This is a genomic window from Bacillus sp. K7, from assembly GCF_053903245.1.
The window spans coordinates 3589995-3609053 of sequence record NZ_CP096406.1; the positions used below are offsets into that span (position 1 = coordinate 3589995).

Annotated in this window: 17 protein-coding genes; 4 read left to right on the forward strand and 13 right to left on the reverse strand. The window is 44.8% G+C overall.

Annotated features, from left to right (window positions below):
* Nucleotides 1–38: 38 nt before the first annotated feature.
* The 3 genes from M1D98_RS18365 to scrA all read right to left on the reverse strand — a co-directional run bounded on the left by M1D98_RS18365 (nucleotide 39) and on the right by scrA (nucleotide 3202).
* Nucleotides 39–287, reverse strand: a complete 249-nt coding sequence (locus M1D98_RS18365; RefSeq protein ID WP_010329022.1) for a hypothetical protein — start codon at nucleotides 285–287, stop codon at nucleotides 39–41.
* A gap of 93 nt (nucleotides 288–380) precedes the next feature.
* Nucleotides 381–1820 carry a sucrose-6-phosphate hydrolase gene (gene sacA, locus M1D98_RS18370; RefSeq protein ID WP_268558840.1) on the reverse strand — a complete coding sequence of 480 codons (1440 nt, stop codon included), beginning with the start codon at nucleotides 1818–1820 and terminating at the stop codon, nucleotides 381–383.
* The gene (gene scrA, locus M1D98_RS18375; RefSeq protein WP_268526335.1) at nucleotides 1817–3202 is read right to left on the reverse strand and encodes a PTS system sucrose transporter subunit IIBC; all 1386 of its coding nucleotides are present in this window, start codon (nucleotides 3200–3202) and stop codon (nucleotides 1817–1819) included. Before scrA ends, sacA begins: the two co-directional genes overlap by 4 nt.
* 301 nt (nucleotides 3203–3503) lie before the next feature.
* Between scrA and M1D98_RS18380 the strand changes: the two genes are divergently transcribed.
* Complete coding sequence (locus tag M1D98_RS18380) at nucleotides 3504–4274, forward strand: formate/nitrite transporter family protein (RefSeq protein WP_121643533.1); 771 nt, start codon at nucleotides 3504–3506, stop codon at nucleotides 4272–4274.
* Nucleotides 4275–4312: 38 nt separating this feature from the next.
* Here M1D98_RS18380 and sacT read toward each other — a convergent pair whose 3' ends face one another.
* Nucleotides 4313–5143 (reverse strand): sac operon transcriptional antiterminator SacT, encoded by an 831-nt coding sequence (gene sacT, locus M1D98_RS18385; RefSeq protein ID WP_121643534.1) that lies wholly within the window; start codon nucleotides 5141–5143, stop codon nucleotides 4313–4315.
* 39 nt (nucleotides 5144–5182) lie between these two features.
* A complete protein-coding gene (locus M1D98_RS18390) occupies nucleotides 5183–5485 on the reverse strand; it encodes a hypothetical protein (RefSeq protein ID WP_010329027.1) in 303 nt (100 codons plus the stop codon).
* Nucleotides 5486–6013: 528 nt separating this feature from the next.
* Here M1D98_RS18390 and vpr point away from each other — a divergent pair.
* On the forward strand, nucleotides 6014–8434 hold the full coding sequence (gene vpr / locus M1D98_RS18395) for a serine protease Vpr (protein ID WP_456279830.1): 2421 nt from the start codon (nucleotides 6014–6016) through the stop codon (nucleotides 8432–8434).
* Between the two features lie 34 nt (nucleotides 8435–8468).
* On the opposite strand, the gene M1D98_RS18400 is transcribed toward vpr, so the two are convergent.
* From M1D98_RS18400 to rodA, 3 genes are all read right to left on the reverse strand, one after another.
* Entirely contained in the window at nucleotides 8469–9470 is a 1002-nt protein-coding gene (locus M1D98_RS18400) for an LLM class flavin-dependent oxidoreductase (protein ID WP_268558838.1), read from the reverse strand.
* A gap of 174 nt (nucleotides 9471–9644) precedes the next feature.
* Complete coding sequence (nfsA, locus tag M1D98_RS18405) at nucleotides 9645–10394, reverse strand: oxygen-insensitive NADPH nitroreductase (RefSeq protein ID WP_010329030.1); 750 nt, start codon at nucleotides 10392–10394, stop codon at nucleotides 9645–9647.
* 105 nt (nucleotides 10395–10499) lie between these two features.
* Nucleotides 10500–11678: a cell shape-determining peptidoglycan glycosyltransferase RodA gene (rodA, locus tag M1D98_RS18410; RefSeq protein ID WP_268558837.1), complete on the reverse strand. Its 1179-nt coding sequence runs from the start codon at nucleotides 11676–11678 to the stop codon at nucleotides 10500–10502.
* Nucleotides 11679–12172: 494 nt separating this feature from the next.
* Between rodA and ywcE the strand changes: the two genes are divergently transcribed.
* Nucleotides 12173–12439 carry a spore morphogenesis/germination protein YwcE gene (gene ywcE / locus M1D98_RS18415; protein WP_081638379.1) on the forward strand — a complete coding sequence of 89 codons (267 nt, stop codon included), beginning with the start codon at nucleotides 12173–12175 and terminating at the stop codon, nucleotides 12437–12439.
* Nucleotides 12440–12740: 301 nt separating this feature from the next.
* Here the strand turns inward: ywcE and qoxD are convergent, their stop codons facing one another.
* From qoxD to qoxA, 4 genes are read right to left on the reverse strand one after another with little or no spacing between them, the layout of a single operon-like run.
* Nucleotides 12741–13115 (reverse strand): cytochrome aa3 quinol oxidase subunit IV, encoded by a 375-nt coding sequence (qoxD, locus tag M1D98_RS18420; protein ID WP_121643540.1) that lies wholly within the window; start codon nucleotides 13113–13115, stop codon nucleotides 12741–12743.
* A 1-nt stretch (nucleotide 13116) separates the two neighbouring features.
* Nucleotides 13117–13731: a cytochrome aa3 quinol oxidase subunit III gene (gene qoxC, locus M1D98_RS18425; protein ID WP_010329034.1), complete on the reverse strand. Its 615-nt coding sequence runs from the start codon at nucleotides 13729–13731 to the stop codon at nucleotides 13117–13119.
* Nucleotides 13732–13744: 13 nt separating this feature from the next.
* Entirely contained in the window at nucleotides 13745–15694 is a 1950-nt protein-coding gene (qoxB, locus tag M1D98_RS18430) for a cytochrome aa3 quinol oxidase subunit I (RefSeq protein WP_010329035.1), read from the reverse strand.
* Nucleotides 15695–15721: 27 nt separating this feature from the next.
* A complete protein-coding gene (qoxA, locus tag M1D98_RS18435) occupies nucleotides 15722–16687 on the reverse strand; it encodes a cytochrome aa3 quinol oxidase subunit II (protein ID WP_082246315.1) in 966 nt (321 codons plus the stop codon).
* A 512-nt stretch (nucleotides 16688–17199) separates the two neighbouring features.
* Between qoxA and M1D98_RS18440 the strand changes: the two genes are divergently transcribed.
* Nucleotides 17200–17445, forward strand: a complete 246-nt coding sequence (locus M1D98_RS18440) for a GlsB/YeaQ/YmgE family stress response membrane protein (protein WP_003222176.1) — start codon at nucleotides 17200–17202, stop codon at nucleotides 17443–17445.
* Between the two features lie 69 nt (nucleotides 17446–17514).
* Here the strand turns inward: M1D98_RS18440 and galT are convergent, their stop codons facing one another.
* Nucleotides 17515–19056 carry a UDP-glucose--hexose-1-phosphate uridylyltransferase gene (gene galT, locus M1D98_RS18445; protein ID WP_456279831.1) on the reverse strand — a complete coding sequence of 514 codons (1542 nt, stop codon included), beginning with the start codon at nucleotides 19054–19056 and terminating at the stop codon, nucleotides 17515–17517.
* Nucleotides 19057–19059 lie beyond the last annotated feature (3 nt).

The following is a 19059-nucleotide window of genomic DNA, read 5'->3' on the forward strand; positions in this document are numbered from 1 at the left end:
TTTCACAGAAAAAACTGCCGATACCATCGGCAGCCTGTTTATTTGATTTTTAAGTTGTTCGCTGATTTCCTCAAAAACGTTTCTATCGACTGAACAAAAAGTGCATATTCCTTCATTTGCTCATATGCCCGTGAAAGAACTTCCGCCGTTTCACTGTGCGGTGAGGTCCCGCCAAGCATTTTTTTCAGCTGCAGCAGCACATCCTTATATTCTTCCCGCTTATCTTCAACTTGGTCCGCAGCCTTTTCCAAACATTCCGGTGTTATCTTCTGTTCATGTATATTCAAGAAAACAACTCCTTTTACAGAAAAAAATAGTAGGTTATCGTTGAAGAATAGCACAGATGGCTCAGATTTCACATAAGAAAATAGAAGGATTTTCTACATAAGTGTCCAGATTCCGACGTTCATAGCAGATTTTCCCGCCGAGCTGGCTTTCACTTCATGATTTCCCGGGAAAGGAAAATATCTCGCACTGAAGACCTCTTCTCCCTCATTGATAAAGATTTCTATAGAAGACGCATCGATAAACATGTGCACGGCATGCACATCCTTGATGCGGCAATGTCTCTCTTCTGTTCGTGTTCCGTCGAAGCTCGTCCGCTCCAGCGTAACAACTCCCTTCTCCTTATCAAAGGAGAACGCAGCCGCTCCGCGGATACGGATTGAAAAACCGGACTCCGTATCAATGTCTTTCATGAGGATCTCAGCTCTTGCAGGGTTTTCAACCGGAATCGTACCAGATGACCCGTGCATGTTGATTTGTATATTTTTCTCATTCCTGCGCATGGCTTTCAGCTCAGGCAGCGGCTGCTGAATCAGCTTCTCTCCTGATAGCGTCAGCTGTCTCGGCAGCGTCATACAGTGAATCCAGTGATAGTCAATCGTCGGATGAGACCCTTCATCCTGGTCAGGCACAGCCATCCACGCAAACAAAATCCGCCTTCCCTGATCGTCTTCAAGTGTTTGCGGAGCGTAAAAATCAAAACCTTGATCAAGTTCTAAAAAATGGCCGTGCTTTAGTTCAGGCTTGTTATAATCAAGACGCCCGACAAAATAACCTGATTGATACACGTTCTGATAACGAAAACCATCAGCCTCAAGACCCTGAGGAGAGACAATCAGCACGTCGGACTCCTGAAGAGAAAACAAGTCAGGGCATTCCCACATGTACCCGAAATCGTCCAGCCCGTTGAAACCCGCACCGGTTATCGGGCCGAGAAATCTCCACTCCGTCAGGTTATCCGAAGCAAACAACACAGCGTGTCCTTTCAAATTCTCCGTTTGCGCGCCGATCACCATATACCATGTGCCTTCATGCTCCCATACCTTCGGGTCGCGAAAATGTGCGGTGTATCCTTCCGGGAGGCGGGCGACGACACCCTTTTTCTCAAAAGTCAGCCCGTCGTCAGATACAGCAAGGCATTGATATGTTTCTCGATTGCCATCCTGATCCTTGACATTTCCAGTGTACAACAGATAAAGACGACCGTCTTTGGTGACAGCGCTGCCCGAGTAGCAGCCGTTTTTATCGAACCAATCACTCGGTGCCAGCGCAATCTCTTCCCGCTTCCAATTCACAGCATCCGGACTCGTATAATGGCCCCAGAATTTCGCGCCATGCCCTGTCTGAAACGGCTGCCACTGAAAAAACACATGATAGCTGCCCTTCCAATATATCACGCCATTCGGATCATTCAGCAGCCCAACCGGCGGCATGATATGAAAATGCTGGCGATGCGGATCGCTGTTAGCGATCCGCTCTTTTTTCTCCACTTCTTCATATGCCCGGCGACGAAGCTCCTGATCATGTGATGTCATTTTTTTCTCCCCTCATCTTCATTAATCTTCATGATAAACGCTGCGATGAATGCTGACACTCCCGCAATGGCCATTCCAATCAGATAGTTGATCAAGTTGCCAACACCAAACGGCGCAGCAATGGCGATCATCGGAATACCCGTTAACCCGTAAGCGTTTGCAGCAACCTGAGTAAATACGACATATGCACCGCCTAATGCGCCACCGATCATCGCGGCGATAAATGGCTTACGGTAGCGAAGATTGACTCCGAATATGACTGGTTCAGTAATGCCCAGAAAAGCAGAGAATGCAGCCGGAAGCGCGATTTCTTTTGTCTTTGCCTTTTTTGCCATAAAGAAGACGGCAAGGCCGGCCCCGCCCTGTGCGACATTCGCCATTGACCAAATCGGCAGCAAGTAGTTTTTGCCGATGTCCGCAATAAGTCCTGCCTCAATCGCATGGAAACTGTGATGGACGCCTGTCAAAACAATAAGTGAATACGTGCCCCCGAAAATCAGACCCGCGACAAAACCGGCATGATCATATACATACGTTAAAGCAACCGTAATGCCGGAGCCAAGCGCTCTGCCTAAAGGACCAATCGCGATAAAAGCGACAAACCCGGTGACAATCACTGTGATAAAAGGTGTAACAAGCAAATCTACGGAATGAGGAACCACTTTTCTTGTCCATTTCTCAATCTTGCTCATCACATAAACCGCTAGCAGGACAGGGATGACAGTTCCCTGATAGCCAAGAAGCGCGATATCAACTCCAAAAAGATGCATAAAATCCGGTGTTGCTTCCGCCAATCCCCAAGGATTCAAAAGCGTCGGATGAATCATGATTCCCCCGATAACCGCTCCCAAGTAAGGGTTGCTGCCAAACTCTTTTGAAGCACTGACCCCGATTAAAATCGGCAAGAAAATAAAGGCCGCGCTTGAAAACATATCAAGCAGCTGCAGCAAAGCAGAATCCTTGCTCATCCATTGAAACGCATTGATCATTCCCAACAATCCCATTAATAGACCGCTGGCGACAATAGCCGGAATGATTGGAACAAAAATATTTGAAAGCGTTTTCGCAAATCTCGCAGCTGGATTCAGTTTGTCTTTTGCCGCATCCTGGTGATTTACAGGTTCGTCACGTTCGACATCAACTTCCTTCGAAAAAGCATCGTACACCTTATTGACAAGGCCTGTTCCGAAAATGATCTGGTACTGGCCCGAGCTGCTGAAAGCGCCTTTGACGCCATCAAGCTCTTCTACTTGTGTTTGATCTATCTTTGATTCATCTTTCATCACTAAACGCAGTCTTGTTGCACAATGAGCCGCGCTGATAATGTTTTCTTTGCCCCCGAGAAGCTCGATGAGTCGTTTTGCAGTCTCTTTGTAATCCATTTTGTCTTTCCTCCTTTTATTTAAACAAAAAAGACCTAAAATTCGGCAATGAATAAAGGACACAGCGATCCTTTTTCATTTACGCAAATTTTAGGTCTTGCCTGCTTTACCAGTCACAATCCCGCTTATTCAGATTAAGAATACGCTTTCATCATAAAACATGATAGCGTTTTCGTCAACTGTTTTTTAGTTAAAAAGTTTGATAAAACATTTAGACATAAATTCGTAAAATTTAATTGTGAAATATTTCACAATATCATGCTATACTATGCTCAACCATCAAAGAAAGCAGGAAAAGAACATGGAAACTCAAGCATTGCAAAAGGTTGAACAGTACGCTTTACAAAAACAAAATATATTTGTTTCCAGCAAAATGCGTTATGTGCTCAGATCTATTTTGGCCAGCATGTTTATCGGTTTCGGCATTACAGCCGCAAGCAAAACAGGCAGCTATTTCTTCATCGCTGATTCTCCGTTTGCCTTTCCGGCAGCCGCTGTCACATTCGGGGCAGCTATTCTGCTGATTGCTTACGGCGGCGGGGATTTATTTACCGGCAATACCTTTTATTTCACCTATACCGCGCTTCGAAAAAAACTTCGCTGGCGGGACACCCTGTACTTGTGGATGACAAGCTATGCCGGCAATTTAATTGGCGCCATCCTATTTGCCATTCTGATTAGCGCGACAGGACTTTTTAAGGAGGCTTCTGTTCACTCCTTTTTGATTCATCTGGCAGCGCACAAAATGGAGCCGTCCGCTTCCGAACTGTTTTTCAGAGGAATGCTGTGCAATTGGCTTGTGTGCCTCGCCTTTTTCATCCCGATGTCTCTCAAAGGAGAAGGAGCCAAGCTGTTTACCATGATGCTTTTTGTTTTCTGCTTCTTTATTTCCGGTTTTGAGCACAGCATTGCCAATATGTGCACATTCGCCATCTCACTTTTGATCGAGCACCCTGATACAGTGACACTGACGGGAGCGATCAGAAACTTAATTCCTGTTACACTCGGAAATCTGGCCGCTGGAATGGTCATGATGGGATGGATGTACTACAAGCTCAATCCCGATAAATAAAAAAACTTCCAGAGATCACTCTCTGCAAGTCAAAGCGGTTATTCCGAGAGATCTTGAAGACGCTGGACATGCAGCGTGATATAGCCGGCCTCGGACTCCGGCAAATGCAATTGATATTCATTTTTCAAAAACTCCGCCAGCTCCAGCGCACATTGATAGGCAAATGAATACTTTTTTTGGATGAAATAAAGCATCTCCTCGTCCATATGATGGAGTGCTTCATTTGATTCCAACCGGCTGACCGCGTATCGCAAATGCGTGACAAGGCGTTGATAGGAAATGCTGTTTTCATCCACCTTTCGATTAAAGTAGTTTTCTATTTTTTCTATCATTTCTTTAATCATGGTCGTATGCTTCAGCGCTGAATACATGCTCTCCGCATCCATCTTCGCCGTATGGATGTGGAGGGCAATATAACCCGCTTCATCTTCAGGCAGGGACACGCCCAATGTCTCTTTTACATGTCTGATCGCCCACAGGCCGATCCCATATTCTTTTTTATAGAGCGCCTTTATCTCATGCAGCAATTTATTCTGCACAAGCAGCCCATTTTGAACCCTTTCGATCGCAAAGGACAAATGGTCAGAAAGCGCGATATGAATGTGGTCGCTCAGCGGCGCCGCTAGCTCCCCTTCTGCATGGCTGATGATATCCTCAGCGATTTCAATATGCTCCTCCGGCAGCGTTTGCAGGATTTGCTTAAACTTTTCATTCTCGTCGTGCACGACAAAGATCTTTTCCACTTTATTCATAGGAATGAGATCATTTTTCTTTTTTTGAAATGCGATTCCCGGTCCCATGACGATTTTTTCCTGATCATCCTCTTTTATTAAAGCCGCATTGTTGTTTAACACCTTATAGATTTTCAAGAGGCTATCTCTCCCGCCAATTTGCTTTTGACTGGGATTTTACCTCCTTTTGACCGCCATGTAAAGATGCGGGCCAGCTCTCTCCTGCTTTGGCGATTCCTTGAAGGCTTGCAAACACCTTCTTTTATAAAGTGCGGAGGCTTTCGCTTTCTGCTTTTCTTCTTCATTCACAGCCATCCGCCACTCATAAAACGAAACAAGTCCTGCGGCCTGCACCGCCGCTTTTCTTTGGTATGTACGCTGAGCCGAATAGACCGCGGCAGCCGCAGTTTTTCTGTCCGGCGTCACCCAATTCATCAAAAAGACCATCCACACCCGTAAAGATACAAGCAAACGTTTCATAGAAAAACATCCCTCCGCTTCTTTTTGGCAGGCAGCCTTTTAGCAGCCCGTTTTCTCAGCAGCAGCCCGCGGGAAAAGACGGCCGATTTCTTTTCTCGCAAACTAGCGGCTCTAGCAAAACTCATGACTCTATGATAGACCGTTGAAAGAGAATTCTTTGTCACAATATGAGTGAAAAAACCAACTAGTTTTTAGAAGTTTTGTTGAAAGCTGAAAGAAATGAAATGAAAATTGGAGAACCGTTTCAAAAACTTTATACACAAGTTATCCCAAAGTTAAGAACAACTTAATCACAAGAGATATCCACATGTCCACAATCACCATCAATATTTTGTATAGGAACATATATTCCCACCAACATATATACACAGGTTTATTCACTTATACACAAGGTTCTGTGTATAACTCCTTCCTTATACACAAAAGAAATTCAATAAATGGTTCAAATGACACAAGGATTTTTTTGAATTTTCAAGAAATATATACTAGATCTTCATATTTTTTTTAAAACACAAAGGGGGAAACACATTGAAGAATGGGATCATTCGCTTTCTGCTACTAAGTTTCATTTTATTTTTTACGTTATCCACAGGCTTGACAGGCGTACAGGCAGCTCCAGCTGCTTCAAAAACGTCGGCTGACCTGGAAAAAGCCGAGATATTCGGTGATATTGACATGACAACAAGCAAAAAAACAACCGTAATCGTGGAGTTAAAAGAAAAATCCTTGGCAGAGGCGAAGGAAGCGGGCGAAAGCCAAACGAAAAGCAAGCTGAAAACCGCTCGCAGCAAAGCAAAAAACAAAGCCGTTAAAGCGGTGAAAAACGGGAAAGTAAACCGGGAATATGAGCAGGTATTCTCAGGCTTTTCTATGAAGCTCCCAGCTAATGAAATTCCAAAACTTCTCGCGGTAAAAGACGTAAAGGCCGTATATCCGAACGTCACATATCAAACAGACAATCTAAAAGATAAAGACGTCACAATCTCCGAGGATGCCGTATCTCCGCAAATGGATGACAGCGCGCCGTATATCGGAGCAAACGAGGCATGGGATTTAGGCTACACAGGAAAAGGCGTCAAGGTAGCCATTATTGATACCGGGGTTGAATACAATCACCCTGATCTGAAGAAAAACTTCGGACAATATAAAGGATACGATTTTGTAGACAATGATTACGATCCAAGGGAAACACCAACTGGCGATCCAAGGGGCGGTGCCACGGAACACGGAACACATGTAGCCGGTACTGTGGCCGCAAACGGAACGATTAAAGGGGTTGCCCCTGATGCCACACTTCTCGCTTACCGCGTGTTAGGCCCTGGCGGAAGCGGCACAACGGAAAACGTCATTGCCGGCGTGGAACGTGCAGTCCAAGACGGTGCGGATGTGATGAACCTGTCTCTCGGAAACTCTATAAACAATCCGGACTGGGCGACAAGCACAGCGCTTGACTGGGCCATGTCAGAAGGCGTTGTCGCGGTTACATCGAACGGCAACAGCGGACCGAACAGCTGGACAGTCGGATCGCCGGGCACATCAAGAGAAGCGATTTCTGTCGGTGCGACTCAACTCCCGATCAATGAATACGCCGTCACATTCGGCTCCTACTCTTCAGCAAAAGTGATGGGCTATGACAAAGAGAATGACGTTAAAGCGCTCAATAACAAAGAAGTTGAGCTTGTCGAAGCGGGAATCGGCGAAGCAAAGGACTTTGAAGGAAAAGATCTGACAGGCAAAGTCGCCGTTGTCAAACGGGGCAGCATTGCGTTTGTGGAAAAAGCGGACAATGCGAAAAAAGCCGGCGCCATCGGCATGGTTGTGTATAACAACCTCTCTGGAGAAATTGAAGCCGACGTGCCAGGCATGTCTGTGCCAACGATTAAACTGTCATTAGAAGACGGTGAAAAACTCGTCAGTGCCATGAAAGCTGGTGAAACAAAAGCAACATTCAGGTTAAGTGTTTCAAAAGCGCTCGGTGAGCAAATCGCTGATTTCTCATCACGCGGCCCTGTTATGGATACGTGGATGATCAAGCCTGATATTTCCGCACCAGGCGTCAATATCGTCAGCACCATCCCGACACACGATCCTAACAACCCATACGGGTACGGATCAAAACAAGGAACAAGCATGGCTTCACCTCATATTGCCGGAGCGGTTGCCGTTATCAAACAAGCCAAACCAAAGTGGAGCGTTGAACAGATCAAAGCCGCGATCATGAATACCGCTGTCACCTTAAAGGACGGCGATGGAGAAGTGTATCCGCATAACGCACAAGGTGCAGGGAGCGCGAGAATCATGAGCGCGATCAAAGCCGACTCACTCGTCTCACCTGGAAGCTATTCATACGGCACATTCTTGAAGGAAAACGGAAAAGAAACGAAAAAAGAAACGTTTACGATTGAAAACCAATCTTCCATTAGAAAGTCATACACACTTGAATACTCATTTAACGGCAGCGGCATCTCCACATCCGGCACAAGCCGGGTTGTGATTCCGGCACATAAAACTGGAAAAGCCACTGCAAAAGTAAAGGTCAATACAAAGAAAACAAAAGCTGGCACCTATGAAGGAACCGTTATTGTCAGAGAAGGCGGAAAAACCGTCGCTAAAGTGCCTACATTGCTGGTCGTCAAAGAGCCGGATTATCCGAGAGTCACCTCTGTCTCCGTCAGCGAAGGAACAGCACAAGGCACCTATCAAATTGAAACCTACCTTCCAGCGGGAGCAGAAGAGTTGGCGTTCCTCGTTTATGACAGCAACCTTAATTTTGCAGGCCAAGCCGGCATCTATAAAAACCAAGGGAAGGGCTATCAGTACTTTGACTGGGACGGCACGATCAATGACGGAACAAAGCTTCCAGCCGGAGAATACTATTTGCTCGCCTATGCCGCAAACAAAGGGAAATCAAGCCAGGTTCTGACCGAAGAGCCTTTTACCGTGGAATAAGAAGAAGCCCTGCCGATTGGCGGGGCTTTTCAGATTAATTCGCAAATGCTTCCTGTAATAGCCGATAAGAATGGAGCTTATCTTCAAAATGATGCGTAATGGTCACCGCCATGATTTCCTCTGTTCCATACGTCTTACTCAAAGCTAACAACTGCTCCTTCACCTGTTCTTTCGTGCCGACAATCATTCGATTTCGATTATCAGCAATTCGCCTCTGTTCATACGGTGAGTACGTATTTTCCCGAACAGCTTCATACGAAGGAACTCCTTCTAAAGGGATGCCCTGCTCCCCCGCCAAAATCGTGAAATCTAGCACTGCCGCAAGCTTCTCTGCCTTCTCCTCAGTGTCAGCACAAAGAACAAATACAGCAACTGCAGCTCGAGGCATGTCTCCTAACACAGACGGCTTGAATCGTCTCTTATACTGTCTGACCGTCTCTTCTCCGCCCTCTCCATTGATAAAGTGGGCAAACATATAGCCAGCGCCTGACTCAGCGGCGAGCAGCGCGCTTTCTCCAGATGAGCCGAGCAGCCACACATCCGGCGCGGTCGAAACATGCGGCGCCGCCGTCAGATTCGGAAAACGGTGTTTATCATCCGCCAAATCATGCAAATACATCGTCAGCTCCTTGATTTGCTGCGGATATTGATTAGCATTGCGCTTCCCGCCGTCATTCAACGCCCATGAGGCAATCGGCATGCCCCCCGGTGCTCTTCCAAGCCCAAGATCAATTCTTCCCGGTGTCAGCCCCTCCAGCACACGGAAATTCTCAGCTACTTTGTATGCGCTGTAATGGGGCAACATGACACCGCCTGACCCCACACGGATTCGTTTCGTCTTCGCCGCTATATGACTGATCAGCACCTCTGGGCTTGACCCAGCCAGCCGCTTTGAAAAATGATGCTCAGAAACCCAGAATCTCTTATATCCAAAATCCTCAGCAGCCTGTGCAAGCGCAACAGTTTGCTGTAATGCTGTTTCTGCAGAGCTGCCCTCTGATACTGGAGATTGATCTAATATACTTAATGAAATCATCCCTACCACCTCATCCTCATCGTATCACTGATCCCTTATTTTTTCTCAAAAACCGCTCACACCGCCTATCAGTGTCTCCCGATCATTCGCCATTTATTTGTGACAGCGTGTCTGTATTTGTCGGAATATGTTACACGTGAAACATAAAAACCCCTCCGAACGGAGAGGTTTGCTTTAGTTTTTATTAAAGCCTTTTTCTTTCACATAGTCATTTAAATACGTGCGCGGCTTCTGCTTCATAAAGTTCAAAATTTGATCAGACCATGTTTCTTCCCGCTGACCGTTGGTTCTTTCTCTATAATAATCAGAAATCGTTTTGTCATACGCGTTCATGGATTCGCGGAAATCGTCTGCGTTTACATTGTACGTATTCTCATGGTAGACAGCTTGTTTCGGCAGTCTCGGTTTTTTGCCGGAAAGGTTCGCAGGATGGCCTACTGCCAAACCAAAAAGCGGAAGCACATGGTCAGGCGTTTGCAGCACCTCTGCCACTTTGTCCAGATCATTTCGAATGCCGCCGATATAACAAATGCCAAGCCCCATTGATTCTGCGGCAATGCTCATATTTTGCGCTGCCAGCGCCGCGTCAATCAAACTGACCATAAACATTTCCGTATTTTCAAGCAGCTCAGAAATATGTTCGCCCTTTTCCTCAGCAAGTTGTTGATGGCGATACAAGTCCGCGCAAAATACAAAAAAGTGCCCGTTCTTCTCTACGTAAGGCTGAGGCCCTGCAAGCACAGACAGCTCACGTTTCTTCTCAGGATCGGAAACACCGATAATGGAATACGCCTGCACGTAGCTGGACGTAGACGCAGCCTGCGCACTTTTCACTAATATATCAATTTCTTCAGCTGTCAAAAGCTGATCAGTAAAAGACCGGATCGACCGATGATTCAAAATGGTTTCAATTGTGTTATTCATCACAAGAACCTCCTTATCTCTTTTTATCATATCCGAAAAAAAGTGAACTCAAAAGCAAAATGCTCTACAACAAAAAAGACAGCCTCTGCCAAGGCTGTCTACATATTAAGAATTAAAGAGATAACTTCTGTATTTCGTCAGCTGTACACTTGCGTTATACACAATCCCAAAGCCAATTAAGGTGGATAGCGTGGAGCTTCCCCCGTAGCTGACAAACAGCAGCGGAATCCCGGTAACAGGCATAATGCCGATGTTCATACCGATATTCTGGAACGTGTGAATCACGATTAACGCCGTATAACCCACGCAAAAGAAAGAAGCAAAACGGTTAAACGGATGTATCTTGTCAATCAGAACGACAAGCCTGTAGATTAAGAAGAAGAACATGATGACGACAAAGGCGCAGCCTATAAATCCAAAGGATTCACCTATTATAGAAAAGATGAAGTCAGTCGTACTTTCTGGAACATAAACCTTTAAATCAGAAATACCATTACCTAAAATGCCACCAGATCCTATAGCCATGATAGCTTGATCAACTTGCCACCCGCTATCGTCATTCTGGGTTTCATTTGAATTAGAAACCCAAGAAGTAACCCTCTTAATTTGATATTCTTGTATTCCCACTGATTTAGCAGCGTCAGGAAAGTTTATCATTACTAATAAAATTAATGATATGAGTAAGATACCTGAGCCAGCAATGATTGTTATCAGTTTCCAATTGATCCCCGACATAAAAACCATGACAAGAACGATAAACATACATATTCCTGCTGTTCCCGCATCTTGCATCAGGATAAGGATAACAGGGATAAATGCGACACCCGCAATCTTTAACAAGAGGTGAATATCATCCCTAAACGTCCGAACTCCTTTAGGATTAGCTTTTCCGATGACTGAAGCAAGCATCATAATCAAACCGACCTTCATGAATTCTGAGGGTTGTATTGTTATTCTCCCAATCCTAAACCAGCTTTTTGCTCCTTTAATGACCGGTGCAATGGACTCAGGACTGATCTTAAGAATAATCAAAGATAAAATACCTATGATAAAAATATATAAGCTTAACTTTTCAAGTTGCTCTAAATCAAAGTACAACAGAACTGTTATCGCAATAGCTCCCAAAAGATAAAAGACAATTTGCTGTATCCAATCCGTGTTCCCATACTGCCCAAATTGGCCGGCAGCATAAATCGCCACAACGCTAATGATAAAAAACACACCAAATATAAAAATCAAATCCCCCTGGTAAAAGGGGTTTTGCTGTTTCTTATATCGACTCATTCTATCCCGCCTTACATTTTCATCGGAAAATCACTAATGTTTATTATACATGAACCACGTTCAAGATGACACGTGAAGCTCGTTTCCATTTATGTTTTTTGTGCGCACAACGGCGCTTTTTCAGCTACACGAGATAAGACGTATCATAAACCGAAATGTTTCGATTGGTATCAAACTTTCCAAATAAAAAAACCATTTCAATGGGTTAGGTTAACGTACTAATATAAAAGTGCGTGCTTTAATCTCAAATCGTTTGATCAACTCGGTGTTCCTAAAATAGAATCTGAGTTACGTGTCCATACATTCTCCTAGCGAATGAATCTAAAAAATAAGACGATGGGTCCAGACCATTTCCGCAAAAACATGTATCAATTTCTGGAAAACATGGTATAATAATTGTAACAGAATGTTCACAAAACAACCATAAAACAGACACAACTCAGTTCCTCTATTTCATTTTTGTAAACGTTATCACAAAATGAAAGGAGATGGGTATGATGGACATGTTTTTTGCTTATTTATTGGTTGCCAGCGCAACGCCTCTCTTTATTTGGCTTGATAACAAAAAAGTCGCACTCTCAGCAATTCCGCCAATTATCTTAATGTGGGTATTCTTCTTCTTTTACGCAACTGAAAGCCTTTCTCCACTAGGACACACTCTCATGATTATCTTGTTTGCCGTCAATGTCATTGTCGCTCATATCGCCGCATTTATCATTTACGGTCTTCCGTATCTTCGAAGAAAGCGAAGCAGCAGCTAAAGACAGCAAAAAACCCTCTTCTAACGAAGAGGGTTTCAGCGTGTCGACAAACCCTCGCATTCGTTGTCAGTCCTGCGCGTTGGTGCTCACGGCTTACGAAAGGAACGGCGGCTAAATACTTAGGCGTCCTGCCTAAACGCCGCCGTCATCACGTCCTATGAAAGTCTGCTCCAATGCTCGTCCTTCCTAGACTTCAAGGGTTTTCAATCACGCTGAAAAGATGACAAAATCCTAAAACGAAAACCGTTTTAGGATTTTGTCAACAATCTGAAACCCTCTTCTAACGAAGAGGGTTTTTGTATTATTCGTGGTGGCCTGAATGCTCTGAGTGTTCAGCGCCTCCAGGAGGATTTCCATCCATATGGTCACCATGATTATAGTGAGCCGCGAAAATCCAGATGGATCCAAGAACGATAACGATCGCGCCAAAGAATCCGAACAGCGTGTTTCCGACTTGGATACCGCCGTTTTCGCTCTCTGTCATGTGCATGAACATGAGAAGCTGCAGCGCCGCCTGAATGAAGGCGAAACCGAAAATGATCCAAAGTTTAGCAGATGGACTCAATTCAGTATACACCGCAACCCATAGAGCCAGCAGGGTCAAAACGATAGACAGGGCAAATCCTACAATGTGCTTCCATGGAAAGTGACTGTGTTCAGCAGATTTGTTTGCCATTTTACAGACCCCCCAATCCCATGAGATAGACACCCGTAAAGATGAAAATCCATACAACATCTAAGAAGTGCCAGTATAAGCTTGAGATAAAGATTTTAGATGAAGTTTGCGGAGTTAAGCCGCGTTTCTTCAACTGAATCAGAATCCCTATAATCCAGAAAATACCGATTGTTACGTGAGTTCCGTGAGTTCCAAGTAAAACAAAGAATCCAGACCAGAACGCACTTGTACCGAGAGATGCTCCTTCATGTACATAGTGGACAAACTCGGTAATCTCAAAACCGACGAAGCCGGCACCGAGAAGAAGAGTGATAATTGTCCAAATGACGACGCCTTTTAAACTTCCACGGCGCATTTCATGAACAGCGATCCCGCAGGTAAAGCTGCTGATAAGCAGCAAGAACGTCATAATCATTACCAGATTCACTTCAAACAGTTCGTCCGGTAAGACACCTCCTGCTGTTCTGTTTTGAAGAACGAAGAAGGTTGCAAATAGTGTTGAGAACAACACAATTTCTGCCCCTAAAAAGATCCAAAACCCGAGAATATTAAGTCTGCCGGTTTCAGATTGATATTCCATAGGCGCGTTAGAATTGCCGTGTTCTGCATGTTCCATAACTCACGCCTCCTTATTCGGAAATCTTTCTTTCCGTCTCTTTTATTTCATCAACACTAACGTAGTAGCCGTTGTCGTATTCGAATGAACGCAGAACCATGCAGAGCAAGACTCCGATCAATCCGACTACGCCCATCCAGTACCATTCAAAGACAAGTCCAAAGCCGGCGATACCGAAGGCAACAGACATAAGGAACGGTCTGCCTGAGTTGCTTGGCATATGGATTTTCTTGAATTTGCTTTCAGGGTATAACTCTATTTTTTCTTCTTTCATCTGATGGAACGCATCCTTAGATTTGACTTCAGGAAGCACCGCAAAGTTGTAATGCGGCGGAATCGCAGAAGAAGTCGCCCAATCAAGCGTACGTCCCACACCCCATGAATCCCCGCTGATTTCACGAGTGGAGTAGCGGAAGCTGTAGTAGATGTTATAGCAAAGGATTAAGAATCCTACACCCATCATGAAAGCTCCGACAGTTGAGATAAAGTTCAATGCAGTCCAGCCGTCATTCGGTCCGTATGTGTAAATACGGCGAGGCATGCCTTGAAGCCCCAAGAAATATTGCGGGAAGAAACATACATTGAAACCGATCATAAAGATCCAGAAGAACCATTTTCCGATTCTTTCGTTCAGCTTGTGGCCGAACATTTTTGGATACCAGAAAATAAATCCGGCGAAACAAGCAAATACAGTACCCGCGATCAGCACATAGTGGAAGTGAGATACAAGGAAGTACGTATTGTGATATTGATAATCCGCTGCTGCCATCGCAAGCATAACCCCTGTCACCCCGCCGATGACGAAGTTAGGAATGAACGCAAGCGCCCACAGCATAGGCGTTGTAAAGCTGATTCGGCCTTTATACATCGTAAAGAGCCAGTTAAAGATTTTGACCCCGGTCGGGATTGAGATGGCCATTGTCGTAATTGAGAAGAATGAGTTAACGGACGCACTGTTCCCCATTGTGAAGAAGTGGTGAGTCCAAACTAGGAAACTCAATACGGAGATGGCGATAATAGATCCGACCATCGCTGTGTAACCAAACAATTGTTTTCTCGCAAAGCTTGCGATAATCTCAGAGAAAATACCGAACGCCGGAAGAATAACGATATATACTTCAGGATGTCCCCAAATCCAGAACAAGTTAGCCCAAAGCATCGGCATACCGCCTGCTTCCAGTGTGAAAAAGTGAGCGCCGAACAAACGATCAAATGATAAAAGTGCTAAAGCTACTGTAAGCACAGGGAACGCAAACACGATAATAACCATTGTGATCAGTGTTGTCCATGTGAACATTGGCATACGCATTAATGTCATGCCTTTTGTTCTCATTTTTAAGATTGTGACCATAAAGTTGATCCCTGTCATCAGGGTACCGATACCGGCAATCTGAAGTCCGAGGAGGTAGTAGTTCTCACCCGGCCCAGGGCTCATCTCGTTACTTGCAAGCGGCATGTAACTCGTCCAGCCTGCATTCGGAGAACCTCCGATAACGAAAGAAATATTGAAAAGCATCGCCCCTACGAAGAACGTCCAGAAGCTCAGGTTGTTCAAGTAAGGGAACGCAACGTCGCGCGCACCGATTTGAAGAGGCACAACAACGTTGATAAGACCGATTAAGAACGGCATCGCCATGAAAATGATCATGATCGTACCGTGCGTTGTAAAAATCTCATTATAGTGGTTTGAGTCTAAAAAACTGTTATTCGGAAGCGCTAGCTGGGCACGCATCATCAGACCGTCGACACCGCCGCGGAATAACATGATTACAGCAGCTATAATATACATGATTCCGAGTTTTTTATGGTCAACAGTAGTTATCCATTCAGACCAGAGCCATTTCCACTTTTTGAAGTAAGTCAGTACAAAAATGATGGCAATGGTTGAAAGCGCAATGGAAACTTGTGCGCCCAGGATTAATGGGTCACCAGTTACGAAAAATTCGTCCCATTTGAATTTCATGCGGGCTTCCTCCTTTCCTGATCAATATCATTCTTCTGTATCATCAGACTTCTTAAATTCATTTTCTTTTACGTTTTCAAACGGATCTGTTTTAGAGTGCGGTGAAACGGCTTGGTAGCCAAGGCGTTTGCGCGCCTCCATCGCGTATTCTGCGTCTTGTCCGTGATCAACGTATTTTAAGTGAGTAGAAGAGAACGTTAATTCATCTACATTTTCTGGAAGCATCAATTGATCATACTTCTCTTTTGTCAGCTTAGGCGCCTCATCCTGAGTCTTTTTCACCCAGCTGTCAAAGTCTTCTTCTGTGACTGCATTCACATCAAACTCTTGGTCTGCAAAATGTTCACCTGTGAAGTTCGCATTGCGGCCTTCATAAGTTCCCACTTCATCAGCCTGTAAGTATTGGTCCATCAGCATTCCCGCCATCGCGTACTTTTGTCCTCCAAGCTGAGGAATCCATAGCGAAGCCATTGAATCTGCAGATGAAATTTTGAACAAGATCGGGCGGTCTACAGGAATGTTTAAGTAGTTGACCGTCTCAATATCCTGCTCAGGGTAGCTGAATACCCATTTCCAATCTACCGAAGTAGCATGAACAACAAGAGGCTCTTTGTCCTTTGTTGCTTCAGGAGCTTTTTCTAACGAATATATCGTCTGTACGGTTGGCACAGAAAGTGCAATGACGATTAAAATTGGGATCACTGTCCAGACTACTTCTAAGAACGTGTTACCATGAATTTCTGGGTTATAAGATCCATTATCTTTGCCTTTACGGTCGCGGTATTTTACTAAAATAATGGTAAATAGAACAAAGACGACCCCGACGATAAACAGCATAAATCCGATAGATAACAGGATTAAATCAGTTTGCTGTTGAGCTACAGGCCCTTTCGGATCTAGTACTGAAGCATTGCTGCATCCCCCAAGGACGAAAATCACAGTTAACATCGCTAATACAAGCAACGGTTTTAATGCTCTGAACAAGAAGATCACCATCCTTCCTATTGATGTAATAAATCTGAGTGCATACTTCCTCAAAATCTTTTCTCTACTTTGTTATGCTATCAAAAAGTTCACTTATTAGCTTTATTTTTTTCTAAACTTCATCCCATTTTCGCTTAAATGTCATAAAATCGACAAAAATTGCTCCAACTTTATTCACATCTATCGCTTAAGATGAAAAGTTTCTAGTTATTTCCGCATATAAGTAAGAAAAGATGATGATAAACTGATTCTGACAAATAAAGGTTTACCACAATAAAAAACTTAGGTCAATCAAAAACTTCATTTTGTTAAACTTTCTAGTTAGGAATTAATTTTTCCTTGTCTAGCAGCTTTTCACACGATTACCATTTTAACGCACGGATTTTTGAAAGGAAAGGCTTAATCATGCGGCGATATGCTCTAAACTGTTCCCATTTATTAAGAGAGCATCCAATGGTTTAGCTTACACCAAACAGAGGTATGTTATAAGCAAATAAATTCAAAATAGGATGTGTTGCACGATGAGTTTTATCATTTCACTTATTGTCGCTATTATTATCGGATGGCTTGGCAGCCTGTTTGTGAAAGGAGATATGCCAGGAGGAATTATCGGGTCTATGATCGCGGGTCTTATCGGCGCCTGGATCGGACACGGACTGCTTGGCACATGGGGGCCGAACCTAGCCGGATTTGCCATTATCCCAGCGGTGATCGGCGCTGCCATTGTTGTATTCCTAGTAAGCCTGTTAGCGAGAAAAAGAGGATAAGAGTGACAACGCCCAAAGCGTCAGTGCTTTGGGCGTTTGTTCTGCGATAAAATTGAAAAAGCCTCAACCCTAGCGGTTGAGGCTTTTGATTGGTTTCACGCCTAAATGATCAATAAACCTTTTGAAGGCCTGTTTTCCTTCCGGAGCTTGTTTAAATACACCGGCGTGTTCAAGAATCCGAGCGAATACATGTCCAAGCTCTTCTTTTATCACTTGATCGGCATTCTCTCTTGTTATCGTTCTTTTTTCCATCAGCCGAAGCGCCCAGTCCTTATGCTTTGCCGTTAGCGGATTTTGTTTTAAGGCTGTTTCCGGATCAGCAGAGCACAGCGCCGCTGCCGTTTCTTTCATTTCTTCCTGTAAACGGCCCGGCAATATCGCCAATCCCATGACTTCAATCAGGCCGATATTTTCTTTTTTAATATGGTGAACGTCCTGATGAGGATGAAAGATTCCTAACGGATGCTCCTCATCCGTCCGGTTGTTTCTTAGCACGATATCGAGTTCGTACAAGCCACCCCTGCGCCGCGCAATCGGCGTAACCGTATTATGGGGCGTACTGTCTGTATAAGCGGCTATGCCGGCTTTTTCATCTGAATACGTTTGCCATGTGCGGAATATATGATCAGCGGCTCCAACGACATGATCCGGTTTGTCTCCTTGGAGCCTGAGAACCGACATCGGCCACTTCACTAAGCCCAACGACACACCGGGATGATCATGTAATTCATATACATCCTCCGCTTCCGCACGCGCCATCGGAAAATCGTGTGCCCCGCCTTGGAAATGGTCATGGCTCAGGATGCTGCCGCCGACAATCGGCAGATCCGCATTTGATCCGATAAAGTAATGCGGATATTGCCCGAGAAATGACAGCAGCCTTTCAAATGTTTTTCTGCTGATCTCCATCGGTTCATGTTCACCCTTTAAGACGATGCAATGCTCAGGATAATAGACGTATGGCGAAAACTGCAAATACCATTCTTCGCCTTTCAGGATAACCGGAATGATTCTGTGATTTTGGCGGGCTGGATGATTCACGCTGCCCTCAAATCCGACATTTTCTTTACACAGCAAACACATCGGGTAATTCGTCTGCGTTTGCTCTTTTGCAGCGGCAATCGCTTTTGGGTCTTTTTCAGGCTTTGATAGATTAATGGTCATTTCCAGTTCGCCATATTCGGTCGGCACCGTCCAATGCACATTTTTGGCGATCCTGTCAGACCGGATATAGTAGACATCCTCTGAATATTGATAGAATTCCTTTGTCGCCTGTTTTGGGCCGTATAATGCTTTTGTCTCTTCAAACTTGCGAATGACCTCGGATGGAGCAGGTACGAAACATCCCATCAGCTTGGCGCTGAGCAAGTCGCGGTACGTGTCTGTATCCGCTTCCATTCGGCCGGTTTCCTCCGCCCATTTGTTAATGGGAGCAAGCAAGTCCGGCAGGCTTTCGGCCTCCTTGATGCATGTGCGGGAGACCTGCTCGGGTTGTTTGATGTCCAACGCTTCATATAGACGGTTTCTCGTATATTCCCGATCCCAGATCGAAATCAGTTTTCGTTCCAGGCCATACTCTAGCAGCCGTTCCAGATGTTCAATGATACTCATGTG